The sequence below is a fragment of the Pseudomonas sp. H1_G08 genome (genome assembly GCF_054681355.1).
Window position 1 is genome coordinate 352,293 of record NZ_CP162822.1, and the last position, 13,484, is coordinate 365,776.

The following is a 13,484-nucleotide window of genomic DNA, read 5'->3' on the forward strand; positions in this document are numbered from 1 at the left end:
AAAGAATAATGAGCAGGCACTTTTCGACATGGCATTACTGACTGAACACGAACAACGCAAAGTCGCCGAGGCCATTGCCCGGGTCGAGCGCAATACCGACGCCGAGCTGGTCACGGTGCTCGCTGCCCGTGCCGACGATTACGCGTACATCCCGCTGCTCTGGGCCAGTCTGCTGGCGCTGGTGTTGCCTGGCATCGTCCACTACTTCACCGGCTGGCTGACCCTGCACAGTCTGCTGCTGGTGCAATGGGGCATGTTCATCGTCCTCTGCCTGTTGTTCCGCCTGCCGAAAATCACCACGCATCTGGTCCCGCGCCGCGTGCGCCACTGGCGCGCCTCCAACCTGGCGCGGCGGCAGTTTCTCGAACAGAACCTGCACCACACCGTGGGCAGCACCGGCATGCTGATTTTTGTCTGCGAGGCTGAGCGCTATGTGGAGATTCTGGTGGACGAGGGGATTTCCAAACGGCTGGATAACAGCAACTGGGACGCGATTGTCGCAGCGTTCACCGAACAGGTCCGCGAAGGCCGCACGCTTGAAGGGTTTGTCACGTGCGTGGAGGCGTGTGGTGAGTTGTTGAAGGTGCACGTGCCGGTGACGCAGGTGCGGAACGAGTTGCCGAATCGGTTGGTGGTGTTGGGGTAGATCAAAAGCTCGCAGCCTTCGGCAGCTCCTGCAGGAGAATGCATTCCAATTGTAGGAGCTGCCGAAGGCTGCGATCTTTTGATTTTCGCCGTTGGGTAAATAAGAAGGTGTCCCCAACCCCCATCCCCCCTAAAATACCCGCCATTCCCGATTCCGCCCGTCCGAGGCCGCTTGTCCATGTCCGTTTCCGCTGCTTCCGCGCCGTCCGCCAAACCGGCCGCCGATCACCACGCCCAGTTCATCGAGCTGCTGCAAGCCAGCCTCGACGACAGCGGTTTCATCAAGCTGGTGCTGGCCAAGTACGTCGGTGAAGAGGCGGATCTGCAACGGGTCATCATCAAACCGGTGACGGTCAAGGCGCAGCCGTGCCTGTCATTCGTTTATCGCTACAAGACCCGCGACATCACCAAAAATCTGCCGCTGAGCGAAGGCGTGGCGCTGATCGCCGGGCTGCTGCCGGCCTCGTTCAAAAATGCTCATTTACTGGCGCTGACCGACGAAGCGCAGCTGGAATACAGCAAAAAGGGCAAGAGTTCGCTGTTCAAGAGCAAACCTCAGCAATTGCGTGAAGCGCCGTCCGCCGAGCACAACCGTGAGAAAAACCGCTTCCTCGAATTGAGCCGTCCGTTCCTCAAGGACCTGGGCGTGACCAATGCACAACACGAGCTGATCCCGGCGATGTCGCGCAAGTGGAAGCAGATCAACAAGTTCATCGAAGTGTTCAGCCATGCCCTGACCTCGTCGCCGCTGGCGCTGGACAAACCGGTGCGGGTCGCCGATTTCGGTTCGGGCAAGGGCTACCTGACGTTCGCCATTCACGACTACCTGCGCAACACGCTCAAGGCCGAGGGCGAAGTCACTGGCGTCGAGCTGCGCGAAGAAATGGTCAACCTGTGCAACGCCGCAGCGGCGAAGCTCGAGCATCCGGGGCTGGTGTTCAAGTGCGGTGACGTGCGCACGGTGGCGCCGAGCGAACTGGACGTGATGATCGCCCTGCATGCCTGCGACATCGCTACCGATTACGCGATCCACACCGGCATCCGCTCGGGCGCGTCGATCATCATGTGCTCGCCGTGCTGCCACAAACAGATCCGCCTGCAGATCCAAAGCCCGGCGCTGCTCAAACCGATGCTGCAATACGGCTTGCACCTCGGCCAGCAGGCGGAAATGGTCACCGACAGCTTGCGTGCACTGTTCCTCGAAGCCTGTGGTTACGAGACCAAAGTCTTCGAATTCATTTCGCTGGAACATACCAACAAGAACAAGATGATTCTCGCGGTGAAACGCGCCGAGCCGGTTAATCCAGCGCAATTGTTGGCAAAGATCGAAGAGCTGAAAGCGTTCTACCACATCAGCGAACATTGTCTGGAAACACTGCTGCGCGCTGACGGTTTTCTCGCCTGATAGCCTGAAATACACCCCTGTAGGAGCTGCCGAAGGCTGCGATCTTTTGATCCTGGTTATTTAAATGCAAGATCAAAAGATCGCAGCCTTCGGCGGCTCCTACATTTATCGCGATCGAGCGTAGTAAGCCTGGAATTACCGCAACCCTTGGATACGGTCTACCTTGAATACTCCCCAGACCTTTCCCCGAGGAGTTTTCCCATGGCCGCGAAAAAGATCCTGATGCTGGTCGGCGATTACGTCGAAGACTACGAAGTGATGGTGCCGTTCCAGGCCCTGCAGATGGTCGGCCACACGGTCCACGCCGTGTGCCCGGACAAGTCCGCCGGCAGCACCGTGCGCACGGCGATTCATGATTTTGAAGGTGATCAGACCTACAGCGAAAAACCCGGTCACCTGTTCGCGCTCAATTTCGACTTCGCCAAGGCCCGCGAAACTGATTACGACGCGCTGCTGATTCCCGGCGGTCGCGCTCCGGAGTACCTGCGGCTGAACGACAAAGTCCTCGAACTGGTGCGCGCCTTCGACAACGCTGGCAAGCCCATCGCAGCGGTCTGCCATGGCGCGCAACTGCTCGCGGCGGCGGGTGTGCTCGAGGGGCGTGAGTGCAGCGCGTATCCGGCCTGCGCCCCGGAAGTGCGTCTGGCCGGTGGCACCTATATCGACATTCCGGTGACCGACGGCCATGTTCAGGGAAATTTCGCCACCGCTCCGGCGTGGCCGGCGCATCCGCGATGGCTGGCCGGTTTCCTCGGTCTGCTCGGTACGAAAATCACCTTGTAGTCGATGCAGGCGACAGATCGCAGGCGCTGGTCTTTACTCTGAAGCGCGAAATCTCTCAATCGCCCCCAGGAGAAACAGACATGTCCGGATGGTACGAAGTGAGCAAAAGCAGCAACGGCCAATTCAGGTTCGTGTTGAAAGCGGCGAACGCCGAAACGATCCTGACCAGCGAGCTCTACAGCACCCGCGCCGGTGCCGACGGCGGCATCGCCTCGGTGCAGGCCAACAGCCCGCTGGATGAGCGCTACGAGAAAAAGTCGACCAGGGATGGCCACCCGTACTTCAACCTGAAGGCGGCCAATCACCAGGTCATCGGCAGCAGCGAGTCGTATTCATCGGACGGCGCGTGTGACAAGGGCATTGCCAGCGTGAAGGCCAACGGCCCGACCAAAGTGATTAAGGACAAGACCCTGCCGGTGCTCTGAAATCCGACATCAACCTGTGGGAGTGAGCCTGCTCGCGAAAGCGGTGTTCCAGTCACCTTTTGGGTTGGCTGATATGCCGTCTTCGCGAGCGGGCTCGCTCCCACAGGTGACCGCATTCCATTGTGGGAGCGAGCCTGCTCGCGAAGGCGTCAGCCCGGCCAATATCAAACCTCAACCGGTACCGACAATTTCGGATCGCCCAACGCATGGCTCTTGGCATCAAAGAACCGCAACTCAACCCCGGTACCTTCAAACACCTTGGCGTAGTGACGCTTCTGATGCTGGATGAACGCGGCGCTGCGCGGGTAAATCGAGATCGCCACGCACTTCGGTCGGGCCAGGCGCAACGCGCGCACCAGATGCGCATCCTGCTCGCCCAGCGCGTGGCCGAAGATGCACAGGCTGTCGCCATGGGCCAGTAACTGCTCGTAGCAGAACGACAGATAATCCGAGCTGCGGATGGTCTTGAGCTTGTCCGCGCTCGGCCCTTCGGTGACGAACAGCGGCACGTCGTCCAGGGTCTTGATCGTATTGTTGATGGCGAAACTGCCGAGCAGCGTGCCCTCGGTCGAGGTCAGTTTGCGTGCGGTGCCGTCCTGATTGCGCACCAGATGCAGACCACCGTGCAGGTAGAGCAGACGCGGTTTGTCGGTGGCGCTCTGGCTCAGATCGAAACTCGCGTCGGCGCCGTTGAACAGGTCGTCGATGGTCTCGCCGGGATGTTGCAGTGCCCAGTAATTGAGCAGGTCGTAGTTGGTGGTGAACACCGTGTGATAGCGCGCCAGTTCTGCATTGAGCACCGTCAGTGTCGAAGGCTGCACCAGCCGCCACGGGATGTGCACCGCATGCACGGTGTTGATCAGCGCTTCCTTGATTGCGTAATAGCGATTGCGCGGCGCCGCCGAGCTGACCGCCAGCGCCTTGTTGACCCGGCTGGTAGTTTTCAGGGCGCCCAGCACTTGCTCGAAGCTGCGGGTTTGCAGCGCGTCGAACACCGCCAGTTCCGATGGGCTCAGCGGTTTCTCTTCGACCGTACGGGCGTTTTCGAACAGCGAGTCGTAGCCGAAGTCATCCCACACCGCGCGGCTGGCGCCATTGCCCACCAGCAAACCCTGAAAATCGTTCGCGGCGCGCAAGGCATTCCAGTCTTCGAGGGTGGCGTCGACATCGAGAAAATCGGTCATTGCGTGGGCGGTCTCAAAACAAAGGGCAGATGGACGGCGACTTTATCACGAGCGGACATTGAGCCAGATCAACATCGCTCGTGACCGATCGGTCGATTCTGTGCGCACCCGCCGAATCGAGGCAGTCGATCCGGCTTCAGTCAGGAGACACACGATGAGCAGCACCTTCTTCATTCCGGCGGTCAACATCATGGGCAGCGGCTGCCTCGACGAAGCCATGGTCGCGATTCGCAATTATGGCTTTCGCAAGGCGCTGATTGTCACCGACGCCGGGCTGGCCAAGGCTGGCGTCGCCGCAATGATCGCCGAGAAACTGGCGATGCAGGACATCGATTCGGTGATCTTCGATGGCGCCAGACCGAACCCGACCACGGCCAATGTCGAATCCGGGTTGGGGCTGCTGAAGGAAAGCCGTTGCGATTTCGTCGTGTCGCTGGGTGGCGGCTCGCCGCACGATTGCGCCAAGGGCATCGCCCTGTGCGCAACCAATGGCGGGCAGATCGGCGATTACGAAGGCGTCGACCGCTCGAGCAAGCCGCAATTGCCGCTGATCGCCATCAACACCACCGCCGGCACTGCCAGCGAAATGACCCGCTTCTGCATCATCACCGACGAATCGCGCCACGTGAAAATGGCCATCGTCGACCGCAACGTCACGCCACTGCTGTCGGTCAACGACCCGGAGTTGATGGTCGCGATGCCCAAAGGGCTGACCGCTGCCACCGGCATGGATGCGCTGACCCACGCGATCGAAGCCTACGTCTCGACCGCCGCCAACCCGATCACCGACGCCTGCGCTTTGAAGGCCATGAGCCTGATCAGCAGCAACCTGCGTCTGGCCGTGCGCGACGGCAGCGACCTGGCGGCGCGGGAGAACATGGCTTACGCGCAGTTCCTCGCCGGCATGGCGTTCAACAACGCCTCGCTCGGATTTGTCCACGCCATGGCGCATCAGCTCGGCGGCTACTACGACTTGCCCCACGGCGTCTGCAACGCTGTGCTGTTGCCGCATGTGCAGAGTTTCAATGCGCTGGTCTGCGCTGAACGACTCAGGGATGTCGCCCACGCCATGGGCGCGGATATTCGTGGTTTCAGCGCGGAGGAGGGCGCACAGGCGGCGATCAATGCCATTCGCAACCTTGCCAAGGACGTCGAGATTCCCGGCGGACTGCGTGAGCTGGGCGCGAAACTCAGCGATATCCCGGTGCTCGCCACCAACGCCTTGAAGGACGCCTGTGGACTGACCAATCCACGGGCGGCGGATCAGCGCCAGATCGAGGAAATTTTCCGCAATGCGTTTTGAATGAAGGCGCGCAGGCGAGCGAAGTCGGACAAGCCTTCGCTTGCTTCTGCGACCACGGCAAATGTCCGCACACGGCCCCAATCTGAAACCTTGCCGGCGATGTTGTGTACGGCGGAGATACGGTACTGCCCGACCGCCAGGGAGGGTGCTGCCGGGGTTTGCCATTTCCGGTCGCTTTCGACCGCTGCTCTGGCAATCTCCAGGCCAGTGTCCAGATCGAAAATACTGACGAAACCCTCGGCTCGCGTGACATCTCCCGAAAAGATCAGAGGCGTATCGACCTGCGCGCCCTCAATCGGTTCGACAACGACCGGGACGTCGATCTCGGGCCGCAGTCGCACCTCATATCCGCGCTCTTCGCTCCATTCGGACGTGATGCCTGCATAGGTCTGGTGGGCGTGAATCCTCTGCTGACCCTGGGCCTGAACGCCGGTGATGCTGAACGCCCATCGTCCATTTGCGCTGACCAGCCCTTCGCCAAGCGAATGGGTGTTTTCAATGTTCCAGACCTGCACAAGAGCATTGGGTATGCCGCTGCCGAGCAACAATGTCGCAGGTCCCGTCGTGCTGGCCTCTTCGGGATAGGTGATGGTCGGGGCCGGTTGTGAAGTTTGCTCGTCGCGAGTGCTCATCATGCTTCTCGTTCATGGCTGATTTGAACGCTGAGGTTGGCATGACGTGCCTGAATTCGAACCTGTAAGAACTACCAGTCATTCAGTCTTTTTTACACAGTCGGTAATTTCTTTTTCTTCTAAAAAACTGTCATTTCTGTCAGTTGTCCGGCGTGGTGGCCTGGGGTCGAATGCTCGCTACGAGGGGATCGACGTCGATCTCTTGAGGAGCATACGAACATGTCGGAATCTATCGCGCCATTGTCCCCAAACGTGCAGTCAGCCGGGGAGCTGGATGCGCTCTTTGGTCTGCGAACGCTGAAATTCCCCGGAGCGGGCAAGACCATTGCCAAAGGCGTGGCGATCACGCCTTCGGAGCAGATCATGGTCAGCGCTACCGTCGAGCAATCGGGCCATTCGTACTACGGCCTTGCGCGCCTGGATGCCGATGGCAATCCGGATCCGGCTTTCGGCACCGGCGGATATCTCAGCGGCCAGTTCGGCACAGACTCGCTCACGCAAGGCGGGCCATTGATCGTTGATGCGCTGGGACGGATCTGGATGTGCGGTGTGATTGGCGTCGTCAAAGACCAGACTCTTGAATACCAGCAAGTCATCGCCCGGTTTCTGCCCGACGGCTCGCCGGACATCGAGTTCGGCGGCGACAGGAATGGCTACCGGATTGTGCCCATGCGGATTCCGGCACTCTTTGGGGCCACGCATGGGCAACTGCTGCTGGCGGAATCCGATCCGCAGCTTGCGCAGCCGGACAGGTTGCTGTTCGTGACCGCGCAAAAGGGCAGTGGCCTGTTGACGCGATTCCATCTCGATGGCTCGGACGATTTATCGTTCGCCAGCAACGGTTGGCTGCCCCTGTCACTGCCAGGGGTGGCCATTTCGCTGTTCGGGATCATCCAGCTCGACGATGGGCTGATTCTGCTGCATGGCAAAACGGAAGTAACCAATCAGGGACTGGTCATGGCGTTCGACCACAGCGGGAAAGTTGCACAAGCGTTCGGCGACAAGGGGGTACTGCTGTTGAACATTCAGCGCGATGGCCAGCCGCTCGAAAGCAGCGTGATGGACATTGCTGTGCAAACGGCGCAGCGCCTGCTTCTGCTCGGTTCGGCGGTCGAGTCCACGCAAGGCAGGAAACTGCAACACGGGTTCATCAGTGGTATTACCTACGCCGGCCAAATGGATGACGCGTTCAACAATCCTGTCCTCACCCCGACGGCGCAGGAACGGGATCTGAGAGGTTGGCAAGCAGGGTTTGCGCTGGATGACATCGCCGGTAAACGGATCGTTGCGGTCGGACAGACCTCGGGCAGCGCACGAGGCTTGTTGACGGCAGGCTTTCTGGTCGATGGCGCAGTGGATGATTCGTTTGATGTCGAGGGCGCGAGAGACATTTCATGGTCAGCCATTGATGCCTGCCTGCAAGGCTCTTCAATTCTGGTGTTGGGACGCAAGGACGATGGTGCGCAATTGGTTCGCTTGCTGACCGCGCCTGTCACAAAACGGCGAGACCGCATCGGCCTTTGAGCGCCAGAGGTAAACCGAACTGTCCTGCCGGCTCGGATGAACCCTGTCCAGTTCGGCGGGATCGTCAGCCAGGTTTTGCTCGGCGCGCATCAAGGACCTCACCGGCAGCACCGCCCCGGCTTGCCGCAGAAGTTGCGCACGCTGGATAAGTTCTGAGACTCGCGGCGTCTGTGATGACGCCTTCGCGAGCAGGCTCGCTCCCACTTTGGAATGCGCTTTCCTGTGCGAGCGTGCCTGCTCGCGAATTCCGACTTCAGACACATGAGCAGATTCGCTGGCCAGATCTGTTGAATCCTCCGATGCAGAAAGGGATAGTGCGCGCCTGGAAATATCTTCAAGGAGCAGGAAATGACAGTGAAGTCAGTATGGATCAGCGCAGCGCTCTGCGGGTGGTTCATGGCTGGGCAGGCCTGGGCCGATTGCACACCGCCGGCGGTCAGCGCGGAAGCGGATTTCTCGCTGTGCAAAGAATGGCCGGCTTATCCGTCGCTGACGATTATCGCGCTATCGACGTTCGTGCCCGATCCGGTCTATGGCCATGACGGCAGCGTGGGCTCGTACGATCTGGATCTGGCTATCATCACGGCCGGCAGCCCCAAACCGCTGGCGACCTATCATCAGCGGTCGGCGTTTCTCTCCGATGCCATCGCGCTGGAGAGTCTGGAGCTGGATACGGCGCGTTATAAACTCACGCCCGACCTCCGTGCCTTCGGCGTTCGCGCCCATTTCAAAGGCTCGTCACGCGTCAATCCGCTGGATGAAACCCTGCTGTCGCTCTACGTGAAAGAGGGCGACAAACTGCGCCCGGTGCTGGATCGCTTGGTCGCCTACAGCTTCAGTGGCGAATGGGATGGCAATTGCGCCGGAGAGCGCTCGGAGACGGTGCGTACGCTTGAGATGGGCAAAACCAGTTCCCATGGTTACGCCGATATCATTGTCCGCTCAGTCACCATGGGCCTGGTCGGTGAGGGGCCACCCGACACCTGCGAATCGAAAACTACCCACGAAAAGCCGGTGCTGACCACGTTGCGCTATGACGGACAGCAATATTTCGTTCCCGAAAATCTGAGAGGCTATTGAAGGCGCGTCGTTCTACTTCCTCGATCCCGACGGGCACAAGCTGGAAGTCCACGTCGGCGATTTGCAATCGCGGCTGGCTACGTGTCGGCAGAAACCGTACTCCGGCATGCGTTTCTGCGACGAACCCTGATCCGCTTCAATCGCGGTGATATAGACTCTGCGCCAAGTATTCTGGCGCTTGCAGGTTTCTCATGACTCCATCATTGCTGTTGGCCGTTCTGGCTTCGGGTTTCATCTACGGGATCACGCCCGGGCCGGGCGTGCTGGCGGTGTTCGGGATTGGCGCGGCCCATGGCCGGCGGGCCGGGGCGGGGTTTCTGTGCGGGCATCTGCTCGGCGATGTGATCTGGTGCAGCACCGCGCTGGTGGCGATTGTCGGTGCGCGGGAAATCGGCAGCACCGCGTTCGATGTGCTCGGCGTGCTCAGCGCGTTGTACCTGTTCTGGCTCGGCTGGCGTGCGGTGCGTGCCCAACGCCGCAATGGCGACGAAGCGCAAGGGGCGGCGCGGCAGCCGTTCTGGCACGGCATCGTCTTCGGCCTGACCAATCCCAAGGCCTATCCGGTGGCGGTGGCGACCTTTACGGCGCTGTTGTCGAGCCGCGCCGAACTGCTCAACTGGTCGATGCTACCTGCACTGATCGCCCTGAGTTTCATCGGCGGTGCGCTGGCCTACGCTATCCTCATCGGCGTGGTCGGCGCACAGCGAGTGCGCATGGTGTATCAGCGGCATGAGCTGCTCATCACGCGTTTATGCGGCGTGATGTTTATCGGCTTCGCCATCAACGCGTTGATGCACGCGCTGCCGGGGCTGCTGCCGAACAAGACTTGATGGAATGGGCAGGGACGCGCAATCACGATCATGGATGATTGAAATCGCTGCACTGCGCGGACACCCCGTAGAACCATGCAAAGCCCCAACCCTGCGCCGCTGGCGAGCTACATTGACCTGTTGCTGGATGCCGTTTGCGCGGTCGACAAACAGGGCCGTTTCGTTTTTGTCAGCGCTGCCTGCGAGCGGATTTTCGGCTACACGCCTGACGAACTGATCGGCCGCTCGATGATCGAGCTGGTGCACCCGGCCGATCGCCAGCGCACCCTCGCGGCCGCGGGCGAAATCATGGGCGGCGACCCAAAGCACAATTTCGAGAACCGCTACCTGCGCAAGGACGGCAGCGTCGCGCACATTTCCTGGTCGGCGCGCTGGTCGGAAGTCGATCAACTGCGCATCGCCGTCGCCCGCGATATCACCGAGCGCAAGCAGGCCGAGTCGCGGCAAGCGGCGTTGTACGCGATTTCCGAAGCGGCGCACGCGGCGGAAGATTTGCTGGCGCTGTTCAAACGCATCCATCTGCTGATTGGCGAGTGGCTGCCGGCGCTGAATTTTTCCGTGGCGCTGTACGACGAACACTGCGCGCAGCTGAATTTTCCCTATCACGTCGACGATCACGAATTGCAGCCCGAGCAGCCCGGCACCGTCATCGGACGGCTCTGCGCGCAAGTGATCCGCAGCGGCCAGCCGATGTTGCTGACGCCGGACAGCGCCGATGCCACGCCCGATTTTGCTGAGCTGGTGGCGGAACAAAACGCGCCTTGCTGGCTCGGCGTACCGCTGAGCTCAAAAAACGGCACCATCGGCGCCTTGATCGTCAAAAGCCTCGCTGGCGGCGAACGCTACACCGAGCAGGACAAGGAACTGCTGCAATACGTCTGCGCACAAGTCGCCACGGCCATCGAACGACAGCAACTGCACGCGCGGCTCAAACGCATGGCGCAATACGATCAACTGACGCAACTGCCCAACCGCGAACTGCTGCGTGATCGGCTCAGGGCTGCGCTGGCCGATGCGCGAACCCTGCACGGCCACATGGCGCTGCTGTATGTCGATCTGGATCGCTTCAAACAGGTCAACGACACCCATGGCCATGCCGTCGGTGACATGCTCCTGCAAACCGTGGCCAACCGGCTGAAAGGCTGCGTGCGTGAAACCGACACGGTGGCGCGTATCGGTGGCGATGAGTTCGTCGTGCTGCTGCACAGCGTGCATGCCGCCGGCGATCCCGACAGTGTCGCCGGAAAAATCCGACAGGTGCTGGCGCAGCCCATGCGCCTCGACGGGCATGACTTGCGGATCGAATCGAGCATCGGCGTGGCGCGCTTTCCTGAACACGGCGAAGAAGAACAGCAGCTGTTTCGGCATGCCGATCAAGCCATGTATGCGGCCAAACGCCTGAATCATCGGGCCTTGGGCAGCTGAAGCGAGCGCGCCGTTCGTCGCGGTTCAGGCAGATTTTCTAAACCTTTGACCGCCAAAGCATTCCTAATTGAGGCGGACAATTGTCCGCCGCGACTATTTGAGCTGCGGGCGAATCACGGCCCGTTTGAATTTTCCACGAAGGAGGGCGCGACCATGAGCCGGATGGCCACCCGTTTACGTAACGTCAGTTTTGCAACCCTGCTGGGCCTGTGCGCCAGCAGTGCGTTCGCCCAGTCGCCTGCCGAATTCATCAACGATGCCTCCGCCAAAGGCATGGCCGACATCGAAGCAAGTCGTCTGGCCCACGGCAAGACCGAATCGAAAGAGGTCAAGGATTACACCATCGTTGTGATCAACGACCGCACCACGGCCAACCAGCATCTGGCGAAAATCGCCAAGAAACTCGACCTGCCGGTTGCCCCCCGCGAAGAACTTGCTGACAAGGCCAAAGAACTGATGCCGGAAGTGAAGGACGGCGCGACATTCGATCAGGCTTACGCCGCCAGTCAGGTCAAGGCGACCGAAGAGGCCATCACCCAGATCGAGCAACAGGCACAGACCACCGACGTGCCGGAAATCAAAGCGTTTGCCGATGAGACTTTGCCGAAACTGCAAAGCCATCTGGAGAAAGCTCGAGCGTTGCAGGCCAGTCGCTAACTTCGCCTTGTTGTTGCAGCGCGAGCGAAACCTTCAGTTGAAATGCGATGCTTCCCCTGTGGGAGCTAGCCTGCTCGCCAAAGCGGTGTGTCAGTCAATGATGTTTTGACTGACCCGCCATCTTCGCGAGCAGGCTCGCTCCCACAGGGTGTGTTTACTTGCTCAGCACTCATTCAAATCCTGCTTTGGCTTGCTCTTGTCGCCAAGCCCCTCAAGATCAAACACCTGATTCTCACCCAGCGCGCGGTAATGCCGGCGCAGCGCTTCGAGCTGCTTCAGATCCAGCGCCTCCAGCCCGAGCATCGCGTTCTGCGCTTCCTTGTTCACCCGCAACAGCTCATCGAGTTTCAAATGCAGAATGTCGGTATCGCGGTTCTGCGTGTTCTGAATCAGGAATACCATCAGGAACGTGATGATCGTCGTCGAGGTATTGATGATCAGCTGCCATGTGTCGTTGTAACCAAAAATCGGCCCGCTCAAGCCCCACAACCCGATAAGAATCAACGCCCCCATGAACGTTTTCGGGCTACCGGCCCACAGGGCAAGTTTCTGGGCAATCTTTGCGAATTTCATGATGGAAGTCCTTGTTTTGGGAGCTTGAAATTCAGACATCGGTGTTGTGCTGAAAATTCTAATTACAAATAACCGGGCGGGACGCCGGAGGCGAGGCGAGCTCATCGGCCTTATCGCTGTATGGTATGGGCAGCTGCACTTCCCGGTTTCAAGCCATGCCCCGACAGGAGAACGCAATGAGTTGGTCTGCCAAGCAATACGTCGCTTTCGAAGATGAACGCACCCGCCCGGCCCGTGATCTGTTGGCGGCGATACCCACCGCGCAGGCCCGGGCGGTGGTGGACATTGGTTGCGGACCGGGCAATTCCACCGAATTGCTGGTGCAGCGTTTTCCCGATGCGAGCGTCAGTGGCCTCGACAGTTCGGCGGACATGATTGCCGCCGCGCGCAAGCGCTTGCCTGACGTGCAGTTTCAGGTGGCCGAGGTCGACAAATGGGCTGACGAGGGTCCGTTCGATGTGATCTTCGCCAATGCGGTGCTGCAATGGGTGCCTGATCACGCTTCGTTGCTGCCAGCCCTGGCGAGCAAGCTTTCAGACGGTGGCAGCCTGGCGATTCAAATGCCGGACAACCTCAACGAACCGTCCCACCGCTTGATGCGTGAAGTCGCCGCCAATGGGCCGTGGGCGAGCAAGCTCGCAGACGCTGCCGGGCAGCGCACCGACATGGCCAGTGCCAGTGAGTATTTTTCAATGCTGCGGCCGCACTGCGCGCGGGTCGATGTGTGGCGCACCACCTATCACCACCAACTTCGGGACGGGGCGGCGGGGGTGGTGGAGTGGTTCAAGGGTAGCGGGTTGATTCCATTCCTGAGCCCATTGACCGAGGAGGAGCGGGCGCAGTATCTGCAGCGGTATCTGGCGGAAGTTGCCAAGGCTTATCCGGCCTTGGCTGACGGCTCGGTGCTGTTGCCGTTTCCACGTTTGTTCATTGTTGCGACCCGCTGAAAATATTCATTCGCCTAGCTCGTTTTTTATCGTGAGTTCGACGCATTGGTTCAGGTCGGCGTAACTCGCAA

14 protein-coding genes and 1 pseudogene are annotated in these 13,484 nt (G+C 60.1%); 12 read left to right on the top strand and 3 right to left on the bottom strand.

The features are described 5' to 3' along the window. Nucleotides 1–28: 28 nt before the first annotated feature. The 4 genes from AB4N85_RS01630 to AB4N85_RS01645 all read left to right on the top strand — a co-directional run bounded on the left by AB4N85_RS01630 (nucleotide 29) and on the right by AB4N85_RS01645 (nucleotide 3,258). A complete protein-coding gene (locus AB4N85_RS01630; RefSeq protein ID WP_460066692.1) occupies nucleotides 29–646 on the top strand; it encodes a TPM domain-containing protein in 618 nt (205 codons plus the stop codon). A gap of 177 nt (nucleotides 647–823) precedes the next feature. Continuing rightward, nucleotides 824–2,050, top strand: coding sequence for a class I SAM-dependent methyltransferase (locus tag AB4N85_RS01635; protein ID WP_056783440.1), 1,227 nt, complete (start codon nucleotides 824–826; stop codon nucleotides 2,048–2,050). A gap of 201 nt (nucleotides 2,051–2,251) precedes the next feature. Continuing rightward, nucleotides 2,252–2,833 carry a DJ-1/PfpI family protein gene (locus AB4N85_RS01640; RefSeq protein WP_460060135.1) on the top strand — a complete coding sequence of 194 codons (582 nt, stop codon included), beginning with the start codon at nucleotides 2,252–2,254 and terminating at the stop codon, nucleotides 2,831–2,833. Between the two features lie 80 nt (nucleotides 2,834–2,913). After that, nucleotides 2,914–3,258 (top strand): YegP family protein, encoded by a 345-nt coding sequence (locus AB4N85_RS01645; RefSeq protein ID WP_252879576.1) that lies wholly within the window; start codon nucleotides 2,914–2,916, stop codon nucleotides 3,256–3,258. Between the two features lie 164 nt (nucleotides 3,259–3,422). On the opposite strand, the gene AB4N85_RS01650 is transcribed toward AB4N85_RS01645, so the two are convergent. Then, the gene (locus AB4N85_RS01650; RefSeq protein WP_423663873.1) at nucleotides 3,423–4,442 is read right to left on the bottom strand and encodes a DUF4917 family protein; all 1,020 of its coding nucleotides are present in this window, start codon (nucleotides 4,440–4,442) and stop codon (nucleotides 3,423–3,425) included. A gap of 154 nt (nucleotides 4,443–4,596) precedes the next feature. On the opposite strand from AB4N85_RS01650, the gene yiaY reads away from it, so the two are divergent. Then, a complete protein-coding gene (yiaY, locus tag AB4N85_RS01655) occupies nucleotides 4,597–5,745 on the top strand; it encodes an L-threonine dehydrogenase (RefSeq protein WP_252868931.1) in 1,149 nt (382 codons plus the stop codon). Here yiaY and AB4N85_RS01660 read toward each other — a convergent pair. Further along, nucleotides 5,706–6,377: a hypothetical protein gene (locus tag AB4N85_RS01660; protein WP_252868932.1), complete on the bottom strand. Its 672-nt coding sequence runs from the start codon at nucleotides 6,375–6,377 to the stop codon at nucleotides 5,706–5,708. The two genes, yiaY and AB4N85_RS01660, sit on opposite strands and share 40 nt — an antisense overlap. A gap of 219 nt (nucleotides 6,378–6,596) precedes the next feature. On the opposite strand from AB4N85_RS01660, the gene AB4N85_RS01665 reads away from it, so the two are divergent. The 6 genes and pseudogenes from AB4N85_RS01665 (at nucleotide 6,597) to AB4N85_RS01690 (ending at nucleotide 11,893) form a co-directional block, all read left to right on the top strand. Next, the gene (locus AB4N85_RS01665) at nucleotides 6,597–7,901 is read left to right on the top strand and encodes an NHL repeat-containing protein (RefSeq protein WP_252868933.1); all 1,305 of its coding nucleotides are present in this window, start codon (nucleotides 6,597–6,599) and stop codon (nucleotides 7,899–7,901) included. 348 nt (nucleotides 7,902–8,249) lie between these two features. Then, the gene (locus AB4N85_RS01670) at nucleotides 8,250–8,981 is read left to right on the top strand and encodes a PA3715 family protein (RefSeq protein WP_150636484.1); all 732 of its coding nucleotides are present in this window, start codon (nucleotides 8,250–8,252) and stop codon (nucleotides 8,979–8,981) included. Next, nucleotides 8,980–9,111 (top strand): annotated as a pseudogene (locus AB4N85_RS01675) (glutathione transferase); the annotation flags it as partial. The gene AB4N85_RS01670 and the pseudogene AB4N85_RS01675, both read left to right, overlap by 2 nt. A gap of 61 nt (nucleotides 9,112–9,172) precedes the next feature. Further along, nucleotides 9,173–9,811, top strand: coding sequence for a LysE family translocator (locus AB4N85_RS01680; protein ID WP_041478891.1), 639 nt, complete (start codon nucleotides 9,173–9,175; stop codon nucleotides 9,809–9,811). A gap of 75 nt (nucleotides 9,812–9,886) precedes the next feature. Next, nucleotides 9,887–11,236, top strand: a complete 1,350-nt coding sequence (locus tag AB4N85_RS01685; protein WP_252868934.1) for a sensor domain-containing protein — start codon at nucleotides 9,887–9,889, stop codon at nucleotides 11,234–11,236. A gap of 153 nt (nucleotides 11,237–11,389) precedes the next feature. Then, nucleotides 11,390–11,893 carry a DUF4142 domain-containing protein gene (locus tag AB4N85_RS01690; protein ID WP_073475791.1) on the top strand — a complete coding sequence of 168 codons (504 nt, stop codon included), beginning with the start codon at nucleotides 11,390–11,392 and terminating at the stop codon, nucleotides 11,891–11,893. A 162-nt stretch (nucleotides 11,894–12,055) separates the two neighbouring features. Here AB4N85_RS01690 and AB4N85_RS01695 read toward each other — a convergent pair whose 3' ends face one another. Then, nucleotides 12,056–12,466, bottom strand: a complete 411-nt coding sequence (locus AB4N85_RS01695; protein WP_016771301.1) for a low affinity iron permease family protein — start codon at nucleotides 12,464–12,466, stop codon at nucleotides 12,056–12,058. Between the two features lie 176 nt (nucleotides 12,467–12,642). Between AB4N85_RS01695 and tam the strand changes: the two genes are divergently transcribed. Further along, a complete protein-coding gene (tam, locus tag AB4N85_RS01700; RefSeq protein ID WP_095180585.1) occupies nucleotides 12,643–13,413 on the top strand; it encodes a trans-aconitate 2-methyltransferase in 771 nt (256 codons plus the stop codon). Nucleotides 13,414–13,484: the final 71 nt, after the last annotated feature.